This window comes from Clostridium sp. CTA-19, assembly GCF_054767855.1.
The window spans coordinates 1-24,478 of record NZ_BAAABH010000040.1 but is presented as its reverse complement, the minus strand read 5'-3'; the positions used below and the strand labels follow the sequence as shown (position 1 = coordinate 24,478).

General features: G+C 28.0%; 25 protein-coding genes. 24 read left to right on the top strand and 1 reads right to left on the bottom strand.

Annotation, left to right across the window (positions count from 1 at the left end):
- Positions 1–523: 523 nt before the first annotated feature.
- Both ACYUE0_RS15885 and ACYUE0_RS15880 read left to right on the top strand, forming a co-directional pair.
- On the top strand, positions 524–1,216 hold the full coding sequence (locus ACYUE0_RS15885; RefSeq protein ID WP_460271518.1) for an anthrax toxin lethal factor-related metalloendopeptidase: 693 nt from the start codon (positions 524–526) through the stop codon (positions 1,214–1,216).
- 114 nt (positions 1,217–1,330) lie between these two features.
- Positions 1,331–2,029 (top strand): DUF5714 domain-containing protein, encoded by a 699-nt coding sequence (locus ACYUE0_RS15880; RefSeq protein ID WP_460271516.1) that lies wholly within the window; start codon positions 1,331–1,333, stop codon positions 2,027–2,029.
- Positions 2,030–2,105: 76 nt separating this feature from the next.
- Here the strand turns inward: ACYUE0_RS15880 and ACYUE0_RS15875 are convergent, their stop codons facing one another.
- Positions 2,106–2,690, bottom strand: coding sequence for a hypothetical protein (locus tag ACYUE0_RS15875; RefSeq protein WP_460271514.1), 585 nt, complete (start codon positions 2,688–2,690; stop codon positions 2,106–2,108).
- 539 nt (positions 2,691–3,229) lie between these two features.
- Here ACYUE0_RS15875 and ACYUE0_RS15870 point away from each other — a divergent pair.
- The 22 genes from ACYUE0_RS15870 to ACYUE0_RS15765 all read left to right on the top strand — a co-directional run.
- Entirely contained in the window at positions 3,230–5,263 is a 2,034-nt protein-coding gene (locus ACYUE0_RS15870; protein WP_460271512.1) for a sigma-54 interaction domain-containing protein, read from the top strand.
- A gap of 212 nt (positions 5,264–5,475) precedes the next feature.
- Positions 5,476–6,201, top strand: a complete 726-nt coding sequence (locus ACYUE0_RS15865; RefSeq protein WP_199870423.1) for a gamma-glutamyl-gamma-aminobutyrate hydrolase family protein — start codon at positions 5,476–5,478, stop codon at positions 6,199–6,201.
- 35 nt (positions 6,202–6,236) lie between these two features.
- A complete protein-coding gene (locus tag ACYUE0_RS15860) occupies positions 6,237–7,547 on the top strand; it encodes an APC family permease (protein ID WP_061995371.1) in 1,311 nt (436 codons plus the stop codon).
- Positions 7,548–7,768: 221 nt separating this feature from the next.
- Positions 7,769–8,812, top strand: coding sequence for a [citrate (pro-3S)-lyase] ligase (citC, locus tag ACYUE0_RS15855; RefSeq protein WP_460271510.1), 1,044 nt, complete (start codon positions 7,769–7,771; stop codon positions 8,810–8,812).
- 266 nt (positions 8,813–9,078) lie between these two features.
- A complete protein-coding gene (gene modA / locus ACYUE0_RS15850; RefSeq protein ID WP_460271520.1) occupies positions 9,079–9,840 on the top strand; it encodes a molybdate ABC transporter substrate-binding protein in 762 nt (253 codons plus the stop codon).
- Between the two features lie 8 nt (positions 9,841–9,848).
- Positions 9,849–10,508, top strand: a complete 660-nt coding sequence (gene modB, locus ACYUE0_RS15845) for a molybdate ABC transporter permease subunit (RefSeq protein ID WP_010295116.1) — start codon at positions 9,849–9,851, stop codon at positions 10,506–10,508.
- A gap of 30 nt (positions 10,509–10,538) precedes the next feature.
- Positions 10,539–11,177, top strand: a complete 639-nt coding sequence (locus tag ACYUE0_RS15840; RefSeq protein WP_010295114.1) for an ATP-binding cassette domain-containing protein — start codon at positions 10,539–10,541, stop codon at positions 11,175–11,177.
- Between the two features lie 235 nt (positions 11,178–11,412).
- Complete coding sequence (gene fdhF, locus ACYUE0_RS15835) at positions 11,413–13,554, top strand: formate dehydrogenase subunit alpha (RefSeq protein ID WP_216450698.1); 2,142 nt, start codon at positions 11,413–11,415, stop codon at positions 13,552–13,554.
- Between the two features lie 437 nt (positions 13,555–13,991).
- Entirely contained in the window at positions 13,992–15,203 is a 1,212-nt protein-coding gene (locus tag ACYUE0_RS15830) for a molybdopterin molybdotransferase MoeA (RefSeq protein WP_460271507.1), read from the top strand.
- Positions 15,181–15,720 carry a molybdopterin-guanine dinucleotide biosynthesis protein B gene (mobB, locus tag ACYUE0_RS15825; protein WP_216450696.1) on the top strand — a complete coding sequence of 180 codons (540 nt, stop codon included), beginning with the start codon at positions 15,181–15,183 and terminating at the stop codon, positions 15,718–15,720. The genes ACYUE0_RS15830 and mobB overlap by 23 nt, the downstream gene beginning before the upstream one ends.
- A 21-nt stretch (positions 15,721–15,741) precedes the next feature.
- Positions 15,742–16,548 carry a formate dehydrogenase accessory sulfurtransferase FdhD gene (fdhD, locus tag ACYUE0_RS15820; RefSeq protein WP_216450695.1) on the top strand — a complete coding sequence of 269 codons (807 nt, stop codon included), beginning with the start codon at positions 15,742–15,744 and terminating at the stop codon, positions 16,546–16,548.
- A 31-nt stretch (positions 16,549–16,579) separates the two neighbouring features.
- Positions 16,580–17,167: a 4Fe-4S dicluster domain-containing protein gene (locus tag ACYUE0_RS15815; protein ID WP_216450694.1), complete on the top strand. Its 588-nt coding sequence runs from the start codon at positions 16,580–16,582 to the stop codon at positions 17,165–17,167.
- 65 nt (positions 17,168–17,232) lie between these two features.
- Positions 17,233–18,615, top strand: a complete 1,383-nt coding sequence (locus ACYUE0_RS15810; protein WP_216450693.1) for a [FeFe] hydrogenase, group A — start codon at positions 17,233–17,235, stop codon at positions 18,613–18,615.
- Complete coding sequence (locus ACYUE0_RS15805) at positions 18,615–19,187, top strand: 4Fe-4S dicluster domain-containing protein (protein ID WP_460271503.1); 573 nt, start codon at positions 18,615–18,617, stop codon at positions 19,185–19,187. The genes ACYUE0_RS15810 and ACYUE0_RS15805 overlap by 1 nt, the downstream gene beginning before the upstream one ends.
- Positions 19,188–19,329: 142 nt before the next feature.
- The gene (locus tag ACYUE0_RS15800; protein WP_460271502.1) at positions 19,330–19,818 is read left to right on the top strand and encodes a MogA/MoaB family molybdenum cofactor biosynthesis protein; all 489 of its coding nucleotides are present in this window, start codon (positions 19,330–19,332) and stop codon (positions 19,816–19,818) included.
- A 19-nt stretch (positions 19,819–19,837) separates the two neighbouring features.
- A complete protein-coding gene (locus ACYUE0_RS15795) occupies positions 19,838–20,500 on the top strand; it encodes a molybdenum cofactor guanylyltransferase (protein ID WP_460271500.1) in 663 nt (220 codons plus the stop codon).
- Entirely contained in the window at positions 20,493–21,449 is a 957-nt protein-coding gene (gene moaA, locus ACYUE0_RS15790) for a GTP 3',8-cyclase MoaA (protein WP_460271498.1), read from the top strand. The genes ACYUE0_RS15795 and moaA overlap by 8 nt, the downstream gene beginning before the upstream one ends.
- Positions 21,446–21,919: a cyclic pyranopterin monophosphate synthase MoaC gene (moaC, locus tag ACYUE0_RS15785; protein WP_275934978.1), complete on the top strand. Its 474-nt coding sequence runs from the start codon at positions 21,446–21,448 to the stop codon at positions 21,917–21,919. The genes moaA and moaC overlap by 4 nt, the downstream gene beginning before the upstream one ends.
- Before the next feature lie 33 nt (positions 21,920–21,952).
- Positions 21,953–22,402, top strand: a complete 450-nt coding sequence (locus ACYUE0_RS15780; RefSeq protein ID WP_061995358.1) for an MOSC domain-containing protein — start codon at positions 21,953–21,955, stop codon at positions 22,400–22,402.
- 255 nt (positions 22,403–22,657) lie between these two features.
- Positions 22,658–23,173 carry a citrate lyase holo-[acyl-carrier protein] synthase gene (gene citX / locus ACYUE0_RS15775; RefSeq protein ID WP_061995357.1) on the top strand — a complete coding sequence of 172 codons (516 nt, stop codon included), beginning with the start codon at positions 22,658–22,660 and terminating at the stop codon, positions 23,171–23,173.
- Position 23,174: 1 nt separating this feature from the next.
- Positions 23,175–24,056, top strand: a complete 882-nt coding sequence (citG, locus tag ACYUE0_RS15770) for a triphosphoribosyl-dephospho-CoA synthase CitG (RefSeq protein ID WP_460271495.1) — start codon at positions 23,175–23,177, stop codon at positions 24,054–24,056.
- A 210-nt stretch (positions 24,057–24,266) separates the two neighbouring features.
- Positions 24,267–24,478, top strand: a 212-nt coding sequence (locus ACYUE0_RS15765) for a hypothetical protein (RefSeq protein ID WP_460271493.1), incomplete at its 3' end; no start/stop codon positions are given.

Sequence of the window (24,478 nt, the reverse complement as noted above, 5' to 3'; positions counted from 1 at the left end):
ACACAAGATGTAGTGTTGAATTCTAAGTGATTCGGAGCATGTCTCACTATTTGGGGTATCCAAGTTTTGGAATGAATAATTTTAAGAGTCAACTTGGAACCCTATATAGGGAAACAAGCTCAAATTTAAATTTATTCAACAATCTTAAAATATTTTTACACAAGATGTAGTGTTGAATTCTAAGTGATTCGGAGCATGTCTCACTATTTGGGGTATCCAAGTTTTGGAATGAATAATTTTAAGAGTCAACTTGGAACCCTATATAGGGAAACAAGCTCCAATTTAAATTTATTCAACAACCTTAAAATATTTTTACACAAGATGTAGTGTTGAATTCTAAGTGATTCGGAGCATGTCTCACTATTTGGGGTATCCAAGTTTTGGAATAGATAATTTTAAGAGTCAACTTGGAACCTTATAAATTTATATTTGAAATAGAAGTAAAATAAATTTATAAATATTATAAGAATAAAAGTTACTTCTTTTAAAATATTAAGGATGCCTTATTCTAGGAGTGATATTCATGAAAAAGGATGGGACACTGGAGTTATTTCTTATGTTGCTGCCATTTTGTAGTGATGTAGATATAACAGTGGGAAAAAATAATAAACTTAAGATAAAGGCAGATTTAAAATGGTTTTATATAAAAAATATATTATACAAGGAATATGATGTTCCATGTTGTGTGCTAAAGCAATATGAAGAAGAACTTAGTAAAATTCCACTATATCTTTTACAATATTACAATTATTATGAAGTGAAAATGTATATTACAAAGAAATCTATAAGAAATATAGTTAAAAATGAAATAGGTTATGATTTAGGAAATATGGATATAGGGGGAGCTTTTATTAATTTACCCCAGTATTTAAAAGGGTATGTTTCAACTAGATATTATGGACATCATTATGTTTTGCTTCATGAGCTTGGGCATGCTATAGATGCTATAGAGAAATTTTATGGCATGGGACTTGAACCTTCCTTAAGTGATGTATTTAAAAAAATATATAAAGATGAACGTGCTAAATTATTTAATAAGCAAGGGCTAGCTTATGCTCAAACAGAAAAAGAATATTGGGCTCAATGTTTTGCATTGTATAATATAGATGAAGAAAAATTAAAAAAATTAGCACCTAGAACTCACGGATATATGAAATTAATATTAGAAAGTATAAAATTGAGAATGAAAAATAATACTGATAAAATTGCCGGATAAAATAGAACTAAAGCATCTTTTAATAAGAAAAAATTAAAAGATGCTTTAACTATATACAATTATAAAAAAATGGCGTTATACTATAGATATATTTTACTATTATGAGGTGAAGTTATGGAAAATAAATTTAATTGTTTAATATGTGGTGAAGAGTTAGAATACTTTGATGAAAGTAAAGAAATGGAGTGCTACTTTTGTAAGAAAAAATTTAGCTCTAATGCAAGTTGCAAATCAGGGCATTATGTTTGTGATAGTTGCCATAGTTTAGGTGCTTTCGAAATAATAAAAGAATATTGCTTAAAAAGTAATAGTATTAATCCGATGGAAATGGCATTAGATTTAATGAAACATCCATCAGTTAAAATGCATGGGCCAGAGCATCATTATTTAGTTCCAGCAGTATTGGTTACAGCTTATTTAAATTCTATAGGTGATAGGACTAATTTAGAAAAGTTACTTAATGAAGGTGGGAAAAGGGCTAAAAATGTTTTAGGAGGCTTTTGTGGATTTTATGGTGCCTGTGGTGCTGCTGTAGGTACTGGAATTTACATAAGTTTAATATTAGGTGCAAGTCCATTGTCAGAGGAAAAATGGGGATTATCAAACTTAATAACAGCTAAAGCGTTGGAAAAAATAGCATCTTTTGGTGGACCTAGATGTTGTAAGAGAGATACTTTTTTAGCTTTAGAAACTGCCGTTGATTTTACTAAAGAAAAATTAAATGTGCAACTTGAAAAGAAAGAAAATTTAAAATGTAATTATAGCAAAATAAATGATCAATGTTTAAAAGATAGATGTAAATTTCATAAATAATAAGAAAAACTAGCATAATAAATTATTTGTAAATTTATTATGCTAGTAAATAATTTAAACGTTAGTTCCTATATAATTAATAACAATATAAATTATTTTGTAGTTCACAAGAATCATCGCTAGTTGAAAAGGATACTTTGATATTTAAAGGATACTCTTTAATTAAAAGTTCTTCAAAAATATTTGTAGCTAATTCAGTATAATTTCCATAAAGGTCTGATAAATTGCTATTATAAAATTGAACTACATTTTTATTTATTATTACTACAATTTGACCAATCATATCCTCTTGTTCTGCAAGCAATAACCCATCTGTTATAATAACACCATTAAATAATCTATTAGAATGAAGAGCTATGCAAAATATTGATGCAATATCATTAATTGTATAATTGGACAAAGGACCAACGGTAATTTCATTATTGTCTGAATCTAATATGATTACATTAACGGTTACATCTTCTACTTTATATTCTTTTGAAAGTATAGCCCTTAAGGCTTTAGCTTTATTTATGCTACGATATACTTTTATTTTTAAGGTGTAATTGCCATCTTCAAGAGGCACAAGATTACTTACTTCGACATAAGGATCTTTACCTATAGTATAATAGATTTTATCTCTAAGTGTATTCCAAGAAGGCGATTGTGTTGGAAAGTTCATAAGATTCACCACTCAAATTAATAAATATTAAACTTTTTATATATTAAAAAGTTCTACTTGAGGAATTGAAGAATTCAAATATTTATTTTACATTAAACAAATTTTAAATTTATATTCATCAAAAAAAAACTTGTCCAACATTTTCAATTAATGAATTAAGATGGGAATTTGGATTAAAATAGTTTAATGCTATTGTTTTTGATATTTAAAATTAGATTACAATATAGTATATAAAAAAAGCTGTTATAATGTGATATCTTAATTTTACAGTTAATAAATGCAAATAAAATATTATAAATTTATTTAAATAAGATACAGGGTTCCAAATTAATATTTTATCAATAACTAACAGATTATTTTAGTTAAAAGTTAATACTTAACTAACTATATTTGTACTTATTTTTCTTAACTTATAACAAAAATTTGATGTGTAAATTTAAGTTGGAGCTTGTTAAAAAAGTATAATTAGGCAATATATTTATATGATAAAAAGTATGTAAAAATGTGGTTTTATAATTTAGTTGATAAGGAGTGATAATGTGAAGTCTATTGCAGTTATAACAGACACAAATGCTAGACTAGCAAATTTTCTTCGAGAAAATTTAGAAGAAGTGTTAGGAAATAAAATATCAATAAATAATTATTTTTTAAATACAATAAATGATAGTCTTCAAATAGAAGATGAAATTGTTCTAGTAATGATAAAAGAAAGAGCTTTTGAAATAAAAAAACATATAAAAGGTGATGCTAAAGTTATAGTTATTAAAAGAACAATAGAAGAAGAATCTATGATGAAAATATTTAGCATACCTAAAGGTACTGATGTATTAGTAGTTAATGATAATAAAGAAACAACATATGAGATTGTAAGTTTTTTTTATGAGTTAGGAATAAATCATATAAATTTAGTTCCATATTATGATGAGATAGATTATAGTAACTTTAAAGTTGCAATTACACCAGGTGAAAGTAAATCAGTTCCTACATATGTAAGAGAAATAATTGATGTAGGTGATAGAAAGATAGATGTGTCCACTTTTATAAAAATAATAAGTTTTTTAGATGTGGAAGAGGAAAATAACAAATTAATACATAGCAACCTTATCAAATATTCAGAAAAGTTAGTAAATGTTGATATAGGGATAAGAGATAAGTATAAGGAACTGTTTTTGAAAAATGAGGAATTAGATACTATCATAAATTTATCTAATAACGGAATAATATTTACATCACTAGAAGGAAGAATAAATATTTGTAATGAAAAAGCAAAAAAAATGTTAGGAATCTATAAAGATATAATAGGAAAAAACATAAACAATATTCTAGATGAAAAAATACTTAGTTTATTAAATGAAGATTGCTTAGAAGATGAGGTAATAGAATTTAATAATAAATTTTTAAGTGTTAATAAGTGCAAAATAACAAGCTTTGGATTAGAAACAGGAATATATTATCATATTCAAGAAATTACATATATACGCCAATTAGAACAAAATTTAAGTAAAAAAATAAGAGAAAAAGGACATATAGCCAGATATAATTTTAATAATATAATAACTAATTCTAAACCAATGCAAGAATGTATAGAACTTGCCCTAAGAATCTCATTATCAGATTTAACTGTATTAATATTAGGGGAAAGTGGAACTGGGAAGGAACTTTTTGCTCAATCAATACACAATAATTCTCTAAGAAACAAACAACCTTTTATTGCAGTAAATTGTGCTGCTATGCCAGAAAATTTATTAGAAAGTGAATTGTTTGGGTATGAGGCTGGAGCCTTTACTGGAGCGTTAAAGGAAGGGAAAAAAGGTTTATTTGAGCAAGCTAATAATGGAACTATTTTTTTAGATGAAATAGGTGATATGCCGTTATATCTGCAAACTAAACTTTTAAGAGTGTTGCAAGAAAGGCAGCTAGTAAGGGTTGGATCAAATAAAGTTATAGATATAAACATAAGGGTTATTGCTGCAACTAATCAGGATTTATTCAAATTAGTAAATGAAGGGAAATTTAGAGGGGATTTATATTATAGATTAAATGTTCTTCCTTTAAATATTCCGCCATTAAATGAAAGAAAAGAAGATATATTGGATTTACTTATATATTTCATGAATAGGGATATAAAATATGTAGATCCACTAGTGAAAAAGGAATTATTAAATCATACATGGCCAGGAAATGTAAGAGAACTACAAAATTTAGCCTCATATTTATCTCTTATGTGTAATGATAGAATAACAATAAATGATTTACCTTATTACTTTAATGTGGAACATAAAAGAGATGAATTTGATGAAATAGAAAGTTTTTTAGAAAATAAGTATAGTTTTAAGATTGTATATGAAATATTAAAAGAAATAGAATTTTTTAATAGTATAAAAGAAAATGTTGGAAGAAATAATTTAGTCAAAATTTTAAGTAAAAAGAAATATGAAGTTACAGAAAATGAAATTAGGAAAATTTTAGTAGATTTAAGCAAGTTAAATATTGTTGTTAGTGGAAAAGGTAGAAAAGGTAGCAGTATAACAGAAAAAGGTAAAGAATTTTTGAAAATAATTAAAAATAGGTAAGCAAATAGGTGAGTTGAGAATAAAAACTCACCTATTTATTTACCTATTTTTATTATGGATTATTTTAAATTATAAATCTTTTCTAATTATTAGATGAGAAAGGTATATATAAATGCATTTATTTAGTTAAGTTTAAAAGTTGGCATGATTTTTGCTTATATAAGTTATTGTAGGGGAAATTTTTTAAATTTAATTTTTAGGAGGACAATTTCATGAACAAAAGACCAATTATAGGCATCTCAGGAAGTATGATTATAGACCAAGGAGGCATGTTTCCAGGATATAAAAGATCTTATGTAAATAACGACTATGTAAAAGCTGTTATAAATGCAGGTGGAATACCACTTATCATACCAATGAATATGGATGATGAAATTATAGAAGCTCAAATAAACATGGTAGATGGATTAATTTTATCAGGAGGACATGATATTGATCCATTATTATTTAATGAAGAACCACACCAAAAATTAGGTGGAATTTATCCAGATAGAGATAAATTTGATTTTTCAATAATAAAAAAGGCAATGGCTAGGAAAATGCCTATACTTGGAATATGCAGAGGACATCAAGTTATAAATGTAGCTAATGGTGGAAGTTTATATCAAGATTTAACTTTAATTGATGGATGTTATATAAAACATAATCAAGGTGAATTATCAGATGTAAAAACTCATACAATATCCATTGAAAAAAATTCGGTACTAAATCAACTTTTAGGGGACGTTACATGTTGTAATTCATTTCATCATTTAGCTGTAAACAAGGTGGCTCCAGGTTTTAAAGTAGTAGCTAGAGCAAAAGATGGGGTAGTTGAGGCGATAGAAAGGATAGAAAAACCTTTAGTTATGGGAATTCAGTGGCATCCAGAAATGTTAGCTGGTGTAGATGAAAATATGTTAAACATATTCAAATATTTTATAAAAGAATGTAAATAAGGAAGAATAATTAAAGGATGAGGTGAAGTTTTTCTATGAGCAACAAAAAAAAGATAGGCTTTTGGAGTATTGTATTGCTTGGAATTAACTCAATTATAGGATCAGGAATATTCTTGCTTCCTAATCAAGCAATGGAACTTATAGGACCAGCTAGTTTAGGTGTAATATTATTTGACATGCTATTAGTAGTTAGTATAGCACTATGTTTTGCAGAGGTTGGTGGAATGTTTAGCAAAAATGGGGGGCCTTATGTTTATGCTAAGGAAGCCTTTGGAAGTTTTGTAGGATTTGAAGTAGGATTTATGAAATGGGCTATAGGAATTATAGCTTGGGCAACAATGGCAGTTGGGTTTGTTACAGCATTATCAGCAGTATGGCCAGCAGCTGGTGAAGGCATGATGAAAAATATAATAATTATAGTAATTTTAGGCGGACTTGGAATAATAAATATATTAGGTGTTAGCATTTCAAAAGTTTTAAATAATATAATAACTGTAGGAAAATTAGTACCTTTATTTATTTTTATAGCAGTAGGAATATTCTTTATAAAAGGATCTAACTTTACCCCAGTATTTCCAAGTGGAGTATATCAAGGCGGTTCATTTGGAGCAGCAGCACTTTTAATATTTTATGCATTTACTGGATTTGAATCTATAGCAGTTGCAGCTGAAGATATGGAAAATCCAGAAAAAAATATACCAAAAGCAATAATAACAGTAATGATTATAGTATCAGTAGTATATCTATTAATTCAAACAGTTTCTATAGGTATATTAGGTGAACAATTAGCATTAACTAAAACTCCAGTGGCAGATGCTTCAGCAGTATTTTTAGGTTCATGGGGTGGAATATTAGTAACAGCAGGTACATTAATTTCAATAGGTGGAATTAATATAGCAGCATCATTTATTACTCCAAGAACAGCAGTAGCTTTAGCAGAAGATGGATTATTACCTAAGTGTTTAAATAAATATAATAAAAAAGGAACACCATACATAGCAATAATAGTTACAGTTGCATTAACTATCCCAGTTGCATTATCAGGAAGCTTTACTAAATTAGCGGCGATAAGTGTTGTATCAAGATTTGCACAATACGTTCCAACTTGTTTATCAGTGCTAGTTTTAAGAAAGAAAAGACCAGATTTAAAAAGTTCATTTAGAATTCCATTAGGACCAGTAATTCCAATTTTAGCAGTAGTAGTAAGTGGATGGTTACTAGTTCAATCCTCAATGGAAAAAATATTATGGGGTCTAGGTGGATTAGTTATAGGAGTACCTATATATTTATTAATGATTAACATGAATAAAAAAAACAAAAATAATAATTCAGAAAAAGTAGCTTAAAAATCAATAAATTATTATTTAAAATAGGATTTTGGAAATATATGGCTGTCTTGAAATAAGATTAAATTTCAGGGCAGCTTTTGTCATAATAAATAAATTATTAGAGATTTCTTAATTAATTTTTATAAGAATTTATCAAAAAATTATAATATTATCAACAAATATTGTATAATTGTCTTGTGTTCAATTTAAAAACAAAAGAATTATGGTGGTGATGTTAAGTGTATAATTTAAACTTAGAAAAAGTTAACATAAAAAAAGAAATATATAGAGAAGAAGTTGAAATATTTTTAAATAAGTTCGATTTAGAACTAGATAAAGATGTAGATTACACTGTTGTTATTAGGGTAGATGGCGAGATAAAAGCTACATGTTCTAAAGGTGGAAGTATATTTAAATGTTTTGCTGTAGATGATGATTTAAGAGGTGAAGGGGTATCTGCAACTTTATTAAATGCAGTAAATGATAAATTATTTGAGGAAGGTAAGTATCATAGTTTCATATTTACTAAACCAAGTAATGTAGCAATTTTTTCAGGTCTTGGATATAAATTAATAGAAGAGGTAGAAAAGGTAGCGCTATTAGAAAATGGGGTTTATAATATAAATTCTTGTTTAAATAAAATTGGTGAGAAATACGATTTAAAAAATAATATAAAAAAAGCAGCACTAGTTATGAACTGTAATCCATTTACTTTAGGTCACTTATATTTAGTTGAGAAAGCTGCAAGTGAAAATGAGGAAGTTATTGTATTTGTTGTAGAGGAAGATAAATCTTTATTCCCATTTAAAGTTAGATATGATTTAGTGAAAAAAGGATGCGCTCATTTAAAAAATGTAAAGGTAATTCCTGGTGGAGAATATATAATATCATCTGCTACGTTCCCATCATACTTTATAAGGAAAAAAGATGAGGTTTTAAAAGCATATACTAATTTAGATGCAAAGATATTTGGAAAATATTTCTGCAAAGAATTTAATATAAATAAACGATATGTAGGTGAGGAACCATATTGTGTGGTAACTAAATCATATAATGATACATTAAAAGAAATATTACCAACTTTTTCAACAGAAGTTATAGAAGTAAAAAGAAAAGCAGAGGATGAAGTGCCTATAAGCGCATCTAGAGTTAGAGAACTTATAAGAGAAGGAAAAATGGATGAAATAGAAAAAATAGTACCAAAAACAACTTTTGAATTTTTAAATAGTGATGATGCTATTGAAATTATAGAAAAAATAAAAAATAATAATACACCACACTAAAGAAAAATCCATGTTTGTTTAATATTATATTAGCTTTAAATAATAGACCAGTTTCTTTTTTGGTCCATAGGTTCTGCTAAAAATTACCAATGGCAGAACCTATTTGCGATACAAGATTACTTTTTATTTTAGTCTATTATTTTTTTACGTGTCCAAAGATATAGGGAAACAAGCTCCATTTAGGATTGAGTTTAGAACTCTATAGTATCTTATATAAAAATATTTTAGGGAATGAGGAATTTAAAGTGACAAAATTAAAAAAAATTATGAGTATGATTCTAATATCTACAGTGGTAGGTACCTTGGTAGGATGCAGTAAGCAAGATACAAAAAATACTGAAGAAGAAATAACTGTATCTGCTGCAGCAAGCTTAAAAGAAAGTCTAGAAGAAATAGAGCCAATTTTTGAGAAGGAAAGTGGAATAAAAGTTACTTTTAACTTTGGCGGATCAGGAACCCTTCAAAAACAAATAGAAGAAGGTGCTCCAGTAGATTTATTTATTTCAGCAGGAAAAAAACAAATGGATCAATTAGAAAATAAGAATTTAATAGTTAATGATAGTAGATTGGATTTATTAAAAAATGAATTAGTTTTAATTGTTTCTAATGCAAATAAAGAAGAAATAAAAAATGTTAATGATGTTATTTCAAAAAATAAAGATATGTCAATAGGAACTGTTGAATCTGTGCCAGCAGGTCAATATGCAAAAGAAGCACTTACAAAATTAAATCTATGGAATCAAATTGAAAATAAACTGATATATTCTAAAGATGTAAAACAAGTAGCATATTATGTTGATAATAACGAAGTAACATCAGGTATAGTATATAAATCAGATGCAATGGAATTAAAAAACTCTTACATAGCTGAAACTTTTGATGAAAGTACACATAGTCCTATAGTTTATCCATGTGCCCTTATTTCAAATAGTGAGAAAAAAGAAAGTGCTGAAAAATTTATGGAGTACTTAAAGGAAAAAGAAAGTATGAATATATTTGAAAAGCATGGATTTAATATTAATAAGTAGGTGTAGATATGATATTGGAGCCAATAATAATATCGCTTAAAGTATCAAGCATATCTACTTTGATTACATTAATGTTAGGTATATTTTTAGCTAGAATATTTACAAAATACAATTTTAAAGGAAAAGATATTTTAGAAACAATTATAATGCTACCTATGGTATTGCCACCTTCTGTTATTGGTTATGGTCTATTAATGATCATTGGTAGTAATGGAATAATTGGAAAAATATTTTTAGAACTTTTTAATAAAAAGCTTATATTTAATATAACAGCAGCGTGTATTGCTTCAACTATTGTAGCATTGCCATTAATGTATCAAAGTGTCAAAAGTGCATTTTTAAATATAGATATACTTTATGAAAATGTAGCAAGAACTCTTGGAGCAGATGAGAGGACTATATTTTGGAAAATATCCTTTCCTTTAGCATTTCAAGGAATAATAAGTGGTATAGTGTTAGCCTTTGCAAGGTCCATAGGTGAGTTTGGGGCTACTCTTATGGTAGCTGGAAATATACCAGGAAAGACTCAAACAATACCTCTAGCTATATATTTTGCAGCAGAGGGTGGAGATAATAAGACTGCAAATATTTTAATGACTATAGTAATTGTATTTAGCTTTATAATTGTTTACGGATTGAATAGATGGAGTAAATCTAAAAAATATTAATATGAAAAAATTTAATTTAGGAGCATGAAAATGAATTATATTGAAATATTTAAGAAGTTAAACTACTTTGATTTAAATATAAAAATAAAATTAGATAAAGAAATATTAGTTATACAAGGTCCATCTGGTTCAGGAAAGACTAGTATATTCGATTGTATAAGTGGAATAACAAATCCGGATAAAGGTGAAATAATTTTGAACGATAAAATAGTATATTCTAGTGAAAAAAATATAAATTTGCCAATAAAGGATAGAGGCGTTGGATATGTATTTCAAAATTATGGTCTATTTCCTCATATGACGGTAAAAGACAACATTATGTTTGGCGTGAAAAACAATAAAAACTGCCAAGTTGATGAAAGTCATGGTGAATATGTAATGGAAATTTTAAAAATAGATCATTTGAAAAATAGGTATCCAAAAGAAATATCTGGAGGAGAAAAACAAAGGGTAGCTTTGGCAAGAGCTTTAGCAATAAAACCTAATATTATGATTATGGATGAACCATTTTCAGCATTAGATAGTAAAACTAAGGAGCTAGTGTATAAAGAGTTTTTGGAATTTAAAAAAGTATGTGATGTGAGCATAATACTAGTTACCCATGATACATATGAAGCTAAGCTTTTAGGTGATAGAATAATCAACATAAAAGATGGAGCATTAATGTGAAAATTTTCAGTATAAAACATCATTTATGAATCGTAAAAATGTGTATATATTTATCGAAAAAACTATTATTATGTTGAATTATGAGTTTTATATAAAATGTGAGTTAAAAATGGCAAATTATCATTAATATTATAGTTTGACTGTGCAAATATGATACTCTAGAATGATATTATAATGAGATATTTTTTACTTTTTTATAGTAAGAATATAAAAAACACAACAAAAGGAGAATTTTATGGAAAAGAAAATACTAACTGTATGTCCATATTGTGGCGGAGGCTGCCAGCTAAATTTGGTAGTTAAAGATGGACAAATAGTAAGAGCTGAAGCAGCCAACGGTAGAACAAACGAAGAAAATTTATGTCTTAAAGGATATTATGGATGGGATTTCTTAAATGATCCTCAACTTTTAACTCCAAGACTAAAAAAACCTATGATAAGAAAAAATGGTGAATTAGAAGAAGTTTCATGGGATGAAGCTGTAAGATTTGTAGCAGAAAGATTATTAGCTATAAAAGCTAAATATGGTCCAGATGCTATTATGGGAACAGGTTCAGCTAGAGGACCAGGAAATGAAGCAAACTATGTAATGCAAAAATTTATGAGAGCAGTAATTGGAACAAACAATGTAGATCACTGTGCTAGAGTGTGACATGCTCCTTCAGTAGCCGGTCTGGCTTACTCATTAGGAAATGGTGCAATGTCTAACGGAATACCAGAAATAGAAGATACGGATTTATTATTTGTATTTGGTTATAATGCAGCAGATTCACATCCAATTGTTGCGAGAAGAATTGTTAAGGCAAAGGAAAAAGGGGCAAAAATAATATCAGTGGACCCTAGACTTACAGAAACAGGAAGAATATCAGATTTATGGTTAGCGTTAAAAGGTGGCACAAATATGGCACTTGTTAATGCATTTGGTAATGTCTTAATAAATGAAAATCTTTATGATAGAGATTATGTAGAAAAATATACAAATGGATTTGAAGAATATAAAAAACAAGTAGAAAAGTACACTCCAGAATATGCTGAAAAAATAACAGGAGTAAAAGCTGATGATATAAGAAAAGCTATGAGAGAATATGCAAAAGCTAAAAATGCTATGATTCTTTATGGAATGGGTGTTTGTCAATTCTCACAAGCTGTAGATGTAGTTAAAGGATTAGCATCTCTTGCACTTTTAACAGGAAATTATGGAAGACCTGGTGTTGGAATAGGTCCAGTTCGTGGACAAAACAATGTACAAGGTACATGTGATATGGGAACTCTTCCAGACGTATTCCCAGGATACCAAAAAGTTACAGATGATGCTGCAAGAGAAAAATTTGAAAAGGCTTGGAATGTAAAGCTTTCAAATAAGCCAGGACATAAGTTAACAGAAATACCTCACTTAGTTCTTCATGAAGATAAAATAAAAGCTTATTACATATTTGGAGAAGATCCAGTTCAAAGTGACCCAAATGCAGCAGAGGTAAGGGAAACTTTAGACAACATAGATTTAGTAATAGTACAAGACATATTTATGAATAAAACAGCGCTTCATGCAGATGTTGTTCTTCCAGCAACTGCTTGGGGAGAACATGAAGGGGTTTACTCTAGCGCTGATAGAGGATTCCAAAGATTTAGAAAAGCTGTTGAACCTAAAGGTGAAGCAAAACCAGATTGGCAAATTATCTGTGAAATAGCTACAGCTATGGGATACCCAATGAGCTATAAAAACACAGAAGAGATTTGGGATGAAATGAGAAGTCTTTGTCCAAGCTTTGCAGGAGCAAGTTATAAACGTCTTGAAGAATTAGGTGGAATTCAATGGCCATGCCCAACTGAAGACCATCCAGGAACACCTTATTTATATGAAGGAAATAAATTTTCAACTGAAAATGAAAAAGGAAATTTATTTGCAGCTGAATGGAGAGCACCAGGTGAAATGCCAGATGAAGAATATCCTCTAAGCTTATCAACAGTAAGAGAAGTTGGACATTACTCTGTAAGAACTATGACAGGTAACTGTAGAGCTTTAAAAGAGTTAGCAGATGAACCAGGATATATTCAAATAAGTGCAGAAGATGCTACAGAGCTTAATATAGAGTCAGAAGAGTTAGTTAGAGTAACATCAAGAAGAGGTAGCATACTAACTAGAGCTTTAGTTACAGAAAGAGTAAAAAAGGGTGCTACATATATGACTTACCAATGGTGGGTAGGTTCTTGTAATGAATTAACAAGTGACTTTGTTGATCCAATAACAAAAACACCGGAATTTAAATATTGTGCAATTAAAGTAGAAAAAATAGAAGATCAACAGTGGGCTGAAAACCACGTAAAAGAAACATATGATAACATAAAAAAACAAATGGGTGTTTCTAAAAGCTCATAAACTACATTATTAGTTAAAAACTTATATAAATTGTAAATATAAGGTTTTAAACTAAGTTTGAAAGTTATTTATTTATCAAGTGAGAAAATTCAAGTTAATATTTTAGTTAAGAGTTAAGGGTTGAGGTTATTACTCCTTACTTTGTTCCTAGTAATGTTTGATTCAAAAAAACAGGGAGTAAAGTTTTATTCATAATTATAAATTTCTTCAATTCTTACCTTTTAACTATTAACTAACTTAATTTCTACTTATTTTCATCAAGTGATAAAAATATTTGTTTAAATAGGAGCTTTGCTCATATGAATATATAGGTGAAATTGTTAATTAATTAACTTTATAATTTAGTTTTATATGAAAATATAAAATTAATAAAAATCAGCTTAGGAAAAGACTTAAGATTAAAATGTTATAATATTTCATTTTGAAAGGATAAAAATATGATTACTATAGAAGAAGCATTGAAAATAATTAAAGAAGAAACAAAGATTACAGACTTAGAAAGAGTAGATATTATATCATCACTTAATAGGGTTTTAGCAGAAGATATTTACTCAAAAGATATTTTACCACCTTTTGATAAATCTGCTATGGATGGCTATGCTATAAAGTTTGAAGATACTACAGTATGTGAAAGTGGAATCAATGCAGAGCTTGATATAGTAGGATTAATAAGAGCTGGAGAGTATTACGAAGATGAATTAAAACAAGGTCAAGCTATAAAAATTATGACAGGAGCACCGGTACCTAAGGGTGCTAATGCAGTAATACAAATTGAAAAAGTAGAATGTAAAGAAAACAAATTAATAATATCTGATGTTGTTAAAAAAGATACTAATATTATAAAAATGGGTGAAGAAATAAATGTTGGGGATTTAGCAATACCAAAAGGGAAAGTTATAAGACCTACTGAAATAGGTTTTTTAGCATCTCTAGGCTATAGTAAAGTTTTAACTTATAAAATTCCTAAAATAGCAATAATATCAACTGGTGATGAATTACTAAACATAGATGAAGCTCTTGAAAAAGGGAAGATAAGAAATTCTAATGAATATTCACTTATGGCTTTATGTAAAAATTTAAATTTAGATTTTATATCTTTAGGTATAGCGTCGGATAAAAAAGAGATTTTAAAAGGAAAAATCACAGAAGGCTTAGAAAGTGCAGATATAGTAATTACATCTGGTGGTGTTTCAGCTGGAGATTTTGATTTTGTTGAAGATGTCTTAGAAGAAATAGGCGCAAAAATTAATTTTACATCAGTAGCAATAAAGCCAGGAAAACCAGTAACTTTTGCAACAGTTAAAAATAAATTCTTTTTTGGCTTACCAGGAAACCCGTTATCTCTTATAACAACTTTTGAAGAGTTTGTAAAACCAGCTATTAAAAATATAAGTGGATTTAATAAAATTGAAGATGATATTATTTCTATATTGGCAGCAAGTAAATTTAAAGCAAAAAACAATAGAAGAAAATATATATATGTAAATATAACTGAAAAAGATGGAATATATTATGCTAATGATTTAGGAAATCAATGTTCAAATCATCTTATGACTATGAGTAAAGCTAATGGAATAATAATTATGAATGAAGATGTAAGAGAAATAAATATAGGAGATAAGGTTTATGGAAAATTTATCTTTAAATAAGAAAGTATATCCTAAAATTATTTCTATAGTTGCAACAAAATCAGGAACTGGTAAAACAACTTTAATTGAAAAATTAATCCCAATTTTAAAAGAGAAAAATTGGAAGGTTGGAGTTTTAAAACATGATGCACATAAGTTCGAAATGGATAAAGAAGGTAAGGATACTTATAGATTTGCACAGGCCGGAGCAGACAATGTTATAATTTCATCTTCTACTAAATTAGCAATGATACAGACTTTAAAAGAAGAGAGAACTATTGAGGACATATTACCTCTTTTTAAAGATGTTGATTTAATTATAATAGAAGGATTTAAAAATAATAGATATCCTAAAATTGAAGTGCACAGAAATGTTGTAGATAACAACTTTTTATATAATAATTTAAACTTTAAAAAAGATACTTTTATAGCAGTAGCTAGTGATGAAGAGTTAGATACTGATATAAAAGTTTTAGATATTAATAATCCCATGGAAGTAGTTAAGTTTATTGAAGATAAAATACTAAATGAAAAATAAATTTTATATAGCGGGGTAATTATGAATAAAACTTTAGATTATACTGTTTTAAAAATAGATAATGGAGAAAAAACTTCTTGTGAAGAGCTATTAGTTTGTGAATATCCAATGACTATTTTTTTAAACAATAAAAAAATAGCAACACTTTTATGTAGTCCGGAAAATCTAGAAGAGTTAGCTATAGGCTTTTTAAGAACAGAAAACCTTATAGATAGTATAAAAGATATTACATCTTTAAAATTAGATATGAATAAAGGAACTGCATATATAGAAACAAATTTAAAAGAAATAAATACTAAAAGTTTTCAAAGCAAAAAAATAAGGTTTCAAAATAATAATGTTTTAGTTGAAGAAAATATAGAAAAATTTTTAGATTCACTTTGCTGTAATCCAGTAGAAAGTGAACTTACTATAGAAATAGATAAAATTTTTGAGTTTATGAAGGAAAACCTAAATTATTCTGAAACATTTAAAAATACTGGTGGAGTACATAGTATAGCTCTAAGTGACAGAGAAAAAATATTAGTTATATGTGAGGATGTAGCTAGACATAATGCTATGGATAAGACTATAGGTTATGCACTAAAAAATGAAATATCATTAAAGGATAAGATAATGATACTTAGTGGTAGGGTTTCATTGGAAATGATATTAAAAGCAGCTAGGATGGAAATTCCAATTATCATATCAAAATCAGCACCAACTACATTATCAGTAAGCCTTGCAAATAAACTTAATATAACTTTAGTTGGTTTTGTTAGAAAAAATAAAATGAATATATATTCTAATGGTCAAAGGGTAATAGAAAGTAATTTAATAGTGAAATAGAAATAATTATACTTGAAAGGTGATAAAATTTATGAAAACTGCACTTAATTCTTTTGTTGTAGCTAATCCAAATAAATGCATAGGATGCAAGGTTTGTGAAGTAGCATGTTTTGTAGCACATAGCAAAAAAAATAATGTTAGTGGTGTTGTTGGAACAATTAAAACTCCAGTTACACCAAGACTACATAGTATAAAAGTAGGAAAGATAACAATGCCAATTCAATGTAGGCATTGTGAAGATGCACCATGTGCAAATAGTTGTCCAACATCAGCTATAAAGCAAGAAGATGGAATAATAATTATAGATGAAAAAGCTTGCATAGGTTGTAAAAGCTGTGTTTTAGCATGTCCATTTGGTGCTATAGAATTAATGCCAGAATATAAAAATGGTGAAGAAGTTTTACAAAGTAACTTAAAACAATATATAGAAAATGAATTAGAAAGCAAAAGTAAAATTATAGCTTATAAGTGTGATTTATGTAAAGAAAATGGAGAGGCAGCCTGTGTGAAAGCTTGTCCTAAAGATGCGCTAACACTTATAACTCCAAAAGAAACAAAAAAAGCTCGTAACTTAAAGGCAGTGGAAAGCCTATCAAAAATTATAAATAATCAAAAATAAAATTTATTTATATGTAAAACCAATTCATATAATTATTCTTATTTATAAGAGTGGAGGATCGATTGATGAATATAAGCTTAATTAACATAGATAAAGAGCTTTGTACAGGATGTAGACGTTGCGCTGAAATATGTCCTGTAAATGCTATAGAAGGAATTTCTGGAGAACCACAAAGCATAAACAGAGATAAATGTGTTTTATGTGGACAATGTATACAGACTTGTAGTGTATATGCCTCTGAGTTTCAAGAAGAAATAGCAAGTAAAGAAGAAAAGCTAAAAGAAAGAAAAATGCTTGATACAGTTACTGAACCTATTTTTGCAGCATATAGCTTAGGACAAGTTATTGAGGTAAAAGAAAAATTAAAAGATAAAAATCTTTATAAAATTGTTCAATGTGCTCCAGCAGTTAGAGTAGCATTAGCAGAAGAATTTGGAATGGAGTTTGGAGCATTAACTCCAGGTAAATTAGCTAAGGCACTTAAAGTATTAAATTTTGATAGAGTATATGATACTAATTTTGCTGCAGATTTAACTATAATGGAGGAAGGTAGTGAGCTAATAGAAAGAGTTACAACAGGAAAGAATCTTCCGATGTTCACATCTTGTTGTCCAGCATGGGTAAAATTTGCAGAAGATACATATCCAGAACTTTTAAATCATTTATCAAGTTGTAAATCTCCACAACAAATGGCAGGAGTTTTATTTAAAACGTATGGTGCAAAAATTGATAAAGTAGAACCAAGTAAAATATATAGTGTAGCTGTAATGCCTTGTACATGTAAGCAGTTCGAATGCGATAGAGAAGAAATGAACAGTAGTGGATATAGAGATGTAGATTGCGTTATAACTACTAGAGAATTAGCTCATTTAATAAAAGAGAGTGGTATTGATTTTGCTAATTTAGAAGAAGATACATTTGATACTCCATTAGGAACTTATAGTGGAGCTGGAAACATATTTGGAGCTACTGGTGGGGTTATGGAAGCTGCTATAAGAACTGGCTATGAACTTATAAGCAAAAAAAGCATTCCAAAGCTAGAGCTTAATTTTATAAGAGGATCAGAAGGAATAAGAACAGCTACAGTTGATGTTGATGGATTAGAATTAAAAGTAGCTGTAGTTTCAGGTCTTAAACATGTTTCTAAAGTTATGGAAGATGTTAAGCTAGGAAAATGTGATTATCATTTTGTAGAAGTAATGACTTGTCCAGATGGATGCGTAAGTGGCGGTGGACAACCTAAACTACTTTTAGAAGAATATAGACAAGTTGCATATAAAAAGAGAAAAGAATCACTATATAATCATGATTCAGCATTGAAAATAAGAAAATCTCATGAGAATCCTGATATTAAAAAGATATATGATGAATTTTTAGAAAAGCCGTTAGGCCATAAATCACATGAACTTTTACACACTAAATATGGTATGAGAAGGGAGAAGAAATAATGAATACTTTTGTAGTAGCAGATCCTAATAAATGTATAGGATGTAGAACTTGTGAGGTTGCTTGCGTAGTTGCACATTCACAAGATAACATATTTACTCAAGAAAGCAATGATGTAGATTTTAACCCTCGTTTAACTGTTATAAAAACTGCAAATGTAAGTGCACCAATTCAATGCAGACACTGTGAAGATGCACCATGTGCAAATGTATGTCCTAATGGATCAATAACAAATAAAGATGGTGTTATATTTATAGATAAAAGTACTTGTATAGGTTGTAAGACTTGCGTTATAGCATGTCCATTTGGAGCTATAGATATAGTTGAAGAATATGATAAAGGGGAAAAAGTCTTACAAAATGGATTAAAAGTTGGTGACGATAAGAATGTAGAATTTAAAGAGAAAATGATAGCTAACAAGTGTGACCTTTGCATAGGAAGAGAAGGCGGTCCTGCTTGTGTTGAAATATGCCCAACAAAAGCATTAAGAATTATAGAAGCAAAAGAAATAGAAAAATCTGTTGAAGCTAAAAGAAGTCAAGTTGCTCTTGAACTTATGAATGTAGTTAAATAAGAAAACATATTGAAAAAGATGTACACTGCTATTTTTAATTATTAAAATTAGCAGTGTCATAAATTTTAGTGTTAAATTTTCGTAAGAATAATTTATATGGAAACAAGCTCGTATTTAAGTCTAATTTACAAGGAGGAGAAATATGTTTAAAGTTGCCATTATAACATGTAGTGATAAAGGATATGAAAATAAAAGAATTGATGATAGTGGAAAAGTTATAAAAGAGATAGTAGAAAGTGTAGGATACACTGTAGAAAAATACATAGTACTTCCAGATGATAAAAATATGATTTCAAATGAAATTATAGAATGTAGTGATAACCTTAATGTGGATTTAATACTTACAACCGGTGGTACAGGATTTAGTGAAAGAGATGTTACACCAGAAGCGACATTAGAGGTTGTAGACAAGCTTGTACCTGGAATATCAGAGGCTATTAGAGCATATAGCATGACTATTACTAAAAGAGCAATGTTATCTAGAGCAGTTAGTGGAATAAGACATAAAACTTTAATTATAAATCTTCCAGGAAGCCCTAAAGCAGTTAGAGAATCATTAGAGTATATAATAAAATCATTACATCATGGATTAGAAATTCTTACTGGCAAGGCAAGTGAATGTGCTAGATAATTGTTAAACGGTGAAATATATGAATTCAAAATTAAAAAATAAAGATAATAATTATATAAATATAGCAAATACAGCTATAATACTGGCTGGTGGAAAAAGCTCTAGAATGGGGTTTGACAAACAGTTTTTAGAAATAAATAATAATAGATTAATAGATTCATTAGTTAAAAAGTTAAAAAATGAATTTGAAGAAATTATAGTTGTTACTAATAAGGCAGAACAATATGTTGAAAAAGATTATAAAATTATTAGTGATGAAATAAAAAATTGTGGGCCTTTAGGTGGTATACATGTAGGGCTTAAAAATAGTAGTAGCAAATATACATATTTTATTGCCTGTGATATGCCTAACATAAATTTAGATTATATAAAATTTATGAAAAGTAAAATAGAAAAGTTAGAATTAGATGCATGTATAACTAAAAGTAAGAATGGAAAAATCGAGCCTTTTAATGGATTTTATTCTAAAAAAGTTATAGATGTTATAGAAAAACAAGTTTTAGAAAAAAAGTTAGCAATATCTTATCTTATTGATAATGTTAATGCAGTTTATATAGATGAAAAAGATGCAAAATATTATAATGATAGTTTAAATATGTTTATAAACTTAAATACACAAAAAGAATTAGAAACTTATACTGAGAATTTAAAAAAACTCAGGAAGGGAGAGTTTGATGATTGATTCATTTGGTCGTAATATAAATTATTTAAGAATATCTGTAACGGATTTATGTAATTTAAGATGTAAGTATTGTATACCGGAGCAAGGAATAAATAAAATAGATAATAAAGAAATATTAACACTAGAAGAAATAGAAGAAATAACAAAGATATTTGTTGAATTAGGGGTAACAAAAGTAAGAATAACTGGAGGGGAACCTTTAGTAAGAAAAAATGTTCTAAAGTTGATAAAAAATATAGGAAGTATTGAAAAGATAAAAGATTTTTCTATAACAACAAATGGAACATTATTAGAAGATTACATAGAAGAGTTAAAAGCTTTTGGGGTAAATAGATTAAATATAAGTTTAGATACTTTTAATGAGGATAGATATAAATATATAACAAGAGGTGGAGAGCTACAAAAAGTTTTAAATGGTATAGAGAAAGCAAAACAAATGGGGATTTCTCCTATAAAATTCAATGTGGTCTTAGTGAAAGGCTTTAATGATGATGAAATTAAAGATTTTGTAAATTTAACTATTGATGAAGATGTACATGTTAGATTTATTGAACTTATGCCAATAGGTCAGTGCAAAAATTGGTCTTTAGGTAAATTTATATCTAATGAAACAATATTAAGCAAAGTTAAGGGGTTAGAGGAAGATAAAAGTGAAGATATATCATCACCAGCGAAATACTACAAATTACCTAATGCTAAAGGTAAAGTAGGTCTTATAAGTTCTATATCATGTAGTTTTTGTAAAGATTGTAATAGAATTAGACTTACCTGTGATGGTAAATTAAAACTTTGTCTTCATTCTGATGAGGAAATTGATTTAAAGAACCCTTTAAGAAATGGTGAAGATGTAAAACAAATAATTATTAATGCTATAAATAAAAAACCACAAAGACATAACTTAGAAGATGGTGAGTACATAAATAGAAATATGGTAGCTATAGGAGGATAAAAATGGAATTTACGCATTTTAATGAAAATGGAAGAGCTCATATGGTAAATGTAGGTGGAAAAGATGACACAAAAAGAATAGCTACAGCTGTGGGCTCTATAAAAATGAATAAAGAAACAATAAACATAATAAAAAATGGATTAATAAAAAAAGGTGATGTTTTATCTGTTGCTCAAATAGGTGGAATAATGGGCGCTAAAAAAACATCAGATTTAATCCCTATGTGTCATAATATATTTTTAACTGGTGCAGATATAAAATTTAATGTATTAGATACAGAGATAGAAATAGAAGCTACAGTATCTACTTATGGAAAAACAGGAGTTGAAATGGAAGCACTAACAGCAGTATCTGTTACAGCACTTACTATATACGATATGTGTAAAGCAGTAGATAAAGACATGATTATAGGTGAGATAAAACTTATAAAAAAAACTGGTGGTAAGAGTGGAAATTACGAAAGAAAATAATATATACATATAAAGATATTTAGGAGGAATATTATGAAAAATAATGTTACTGGAAAGGTAATATCAATAAATATAAGTGATAAAAAAGGTATAATAAAGCAGCCTATAGAGGTTGGAGTTTTTGAAGAAGATTTTGGGCTGAAAGAGGATGCTCATGGTGGAAAGTGGCATAGACAAGTAAGTTTATTAGCTCAAGAAAGTATAGATAAAATGACTAATTTAGGAGTGGAAGGATTAATCCCAGGAAAGTTTGCAGAAAACATAACAACAGAGGGAATGGTACTTTATACACTTCCAGTAGGAACTTTGCTTAAAATTGGAGAAACTATTCAAGAAGTTACTCAAATAGGAAAAGAGTGTCATAGTGGATGTGCTATTAAACAAGCAGTGGGAAAATGTATAATGCCTAAAGAAGGTATTTTCACTAAAGTAATAAAAGGTGGAAAAGTAAAAGCTGGAGACACTATAGAAGTAATAGAATAAAACTCTAGATTTGAATCATGTATAGGTTTAGCGAGAGAGAGGTTTAATAAATTTCTTTCTTGTTTTATTATATTTTAAAATATTTCAAATTATTATTAGTTTATCATAGGAATTATTATTGTATAATTGTAAAGAAACATGATATATTGATGTTTAAAATTAAATATATGATTTGGATAAGGAGTTATATCTTTGAAAAGTTAGGGAGGAGTTGAGAAATGGAGAAGAGATTTAAAGTTAAATTCTCCAAATAATATGAATAAAGAAGAAATTTTAAAAGCTAATGCGATTTTAGATGCAAGAGAAGAAAGAGTTAATCTTATTGAAGCTCTTATAGAAAATTATAAAAATACTATTGTAGTAGCAAGAGTTAATTATCCAGGGAATAATAAAGAAAATTACATAAGTGATTATATTATAGAAAAAGGGCGAGAGGAACTTATAAAGGTTTTTAATGATAGGATAGAACATATTATAGAAAAAAGTTCAGCTGAAGGTCCTTACATAGTATTAATATTAAAATTAGATGGAAATACAGCAAAAAGAAGAACCATTGAAATAGAAAATACCCATTTATTAGGTAGATTTTTAGATTTGGATGTATATGAAGGTAGTATTTCATCTATTAGTAGACAAAGTTTAGGTTTTGATAAAAGAACATGTTATTTATGTGGAAACTATGCACATGAATGCATTAGAAGTAAGAATCACACAGTAGAAGAAGTAGAAGAGTTTATAATAAAAGCAGTGAAAAGATATATGGAGAAGTAAAATGAATAAGAATTATGACATAAAAGAAATATCCTTTAAGTTAGGCGCGTTAGCAAATGAAGCTATGTTAAGTGAAGCTAGTTGTTATCCATCACCAGGATTAGTTTCACCAATTTCAACAGGTTCTCACAATGATATGGATTATTACACATTTATACAAAGTTGTTCTGCATTACATAAATATATGATTTTATTTGCTAATGAAGGATTTAGCGAAAAAAGTCCAAAAGAAATTTTTAAAGCAATAAGAAAAGTAGGAATAGATGCTGAAAGAGCAATGTTTGAAAGTACTGATGGAATCAATACTCATAAAGGTATGATATTTTTATTAGGTGTATCTATAAGTGCTACAGCAAAGGCATTACATGATAATATTTCCTTTTCTGATATAAAAAATATAATTAAAGATATGACAGAAGGCATAGTAGAAAGAGAACTTAAGAATATAGATAAAAATAAAAAACTTACATATGGAGAACAATTGTATGTGGATTATGGAATAGAAGGTATAAGAGGGCAAGTGGAAAAAGGTCTACCATTAGTTTTTGATTATGCATTAGATATTTTAAAAAAAGAAAAAGATTTAACTTTAAATGATAGACTAGTACATGTACTTATTGCTATAATGATATATTTAGATGACTGTAATATAATACATAGACATTCTATAGAAATGTTAGGGATTTCACATGAAAAGGCAGAAGAAATTATAAAATTAGGTGGAATGAAAACAAAAGAAGGAAAAGAAAAAATAAAAGAACTAGAAGAAGAATTTTTGAAAAATAGAGTTAGTCCTGGAGGATGTGCAGATCTTTTAGCTATAACTTTATTCTTTTATTTAGTTGAAAAAAAGATGTACAAAAATAATTCAATTTTAAAATAATATATTAGTTTACTTAGGTTATAGGCTAAAAATATAGAATTTTTAATAATTATATTTTTAGTCTATAACTAATTTGTTGTCGATAGATTTATATAGGGAAACAAGCTCAAATTTAAATTTATTCAATAACTTTAAAATATTTTCATACAAAATATAGTGTTGAGTTCCAAGTGATTCAGAGCATGTCTCACTATTTGGGGTATCCAAGTTTTGGAATGGATAATTTTAAAAGTCAACTTGGAACCCCATAGACGTAAAGTTAAGCCTAAAAATTCTAAATTTATAGTGTTAAAAAGTAATAATGAAAAATTTAAAATGCTAGTCTGTGAAAATTTCAAAGAAACTCTAAATAGATTTTTATCTGATTTTTATGACTACCCGGAGAAGCGACGTCCTTGTCTGGTGCACCTGTCTGGTGCACC

Bases quoted from the DNA above. Each gene is read 5' to 3' on its own strand.
- citX (WP_061995357.1), top strand. From the start codon at position 22,658: ATGAATAAAGAAGAAATTTTAAAAGCTAATGCGATTTTAGATGCAAGA.
- ACYUE0_RS15810 (WP_216450693.1), top strand. From the start codon at position 17,233: ATGAATATAAGCTTAATTAACATAGATAAAGAGCTTTGTACAGGATGT.
- fdhD (WP_216450695.1), top strand. From the start codon at position 15,742: ATGAATAAAACTTTAGATTATACTGTTTTAAAAATAGATAATGGAGAA.
- ACYUE0_RS15795 (WP_460271500.1), top strand. From the start codon at position 19,838: ATGAATTCAAAATTAAAAAATAAAGATAATAATTATATAAATATAGCA.
- ACYUE0_RS15865 (WP_199870423.1), top strand. From the start codon at position 5,476: ATGAACAAAAGACCAATTATAGGCATCTCAGGAAGTATGATTATAGAC.
- ACYUE0_RS15780 (WP_061995358.1), top strand. From the start codon at position 21,953: ATGAAAAATAATGTTACTGGAAAGGTAATATCAATAAATATAAGTGAT.
- ACYUE0_RS15815 (WP_216450694.1), top strand. From the start codon at position 16,580: ATGAAAACTGCACTTAATTCTTTTGTTGTAGCTAATCCAAATAAATGC.
- modB (WP_010295116.1), top strand. From the start codon at position 9,849: ATGATATTGGAGCCAATAATAATATCGCTTAAAGTATCAAGCATATCT.
- ACYUE0_RS15830 (WP_460271507.1), top strand. From the start codon at position 13,992: ATGATTACTATAGAAGAAGCATTGAAAATAATTAAAGAAGAAACAAAG.
- ACYUE0_RS15840 (WP_010295114.1), top strand. From the start codon at position 10,539: ATGAATTATATTGAAATATTTAAGAAGTTAAACTACTTTGATTTAAAT.
- citG (WP_460271495.1), top strand. From the start codon at position 23,175: ATGAATAAGAATTATGACATAAAAGAAATATCCTTTAAGTTAGGCGCG.
- ACYUE0_RS15800 (WP_460271502.1), top strand. From the start codon at position 19,330: ATGTTTAAAGTTGCCATTATAACATGTAGTGATAAAGGATATGAAAAT.
- ACYUE0_RS15880 (WP_460271516.1), top strand. From the start codon at position 1,331: ATGGAAAATAAATTTAATTGTTTAATATGTGGTGAAGAGTTAGAATAC.
- modA (WP_460271520.1), top strand. From the start codon at position 9,079: ATGAGTATGATTCTAATATCTACAGTGGTAGGTACCTTGGTAGGATGC.
- ACYUE0_RS15805 (WP_460271503.1), top strand. From the start codon at position 18,615: ATGAATACTTTTGTAGTAGCAGATCCTAATAAATGTATAGGATGTAGA.
- mobB (WP_216450696.1), top strand. From the start codon at position 15,181: ATGGAAAATTTATCTTTAAATAAGAAAGTATATCCTAAAATTATTTCT.
- ACYUE0_RS15860 (WP_061995371.1), top strand. From the start codon at position 6,237: ATGAGCAACAAAAAAAAGATAGGCTTTTGGAGTATTGTATTGCTTGGA.
- ACYUE0_RS15875 (WP_460271514.1), bottom strand. From the start codon at position 2,690: ATGAACTTTCCAACACAATCGCCTTCTTGGAATACACTTAGAGATAAA.
- moaA (WP_460271498.1), top strand. From the start codon at position 20,493: ATGATTGATTCATTTGGTCGTAATATAAATTATTTAAGAATATCTGTA.
- ACYUE0_RS15885 (WP_460271518.1), top strand. From the start codon at position 524: ATGAAAAAGGATGGGACACTGGAGTTATTTCTTATGTTGCTGCCATTT.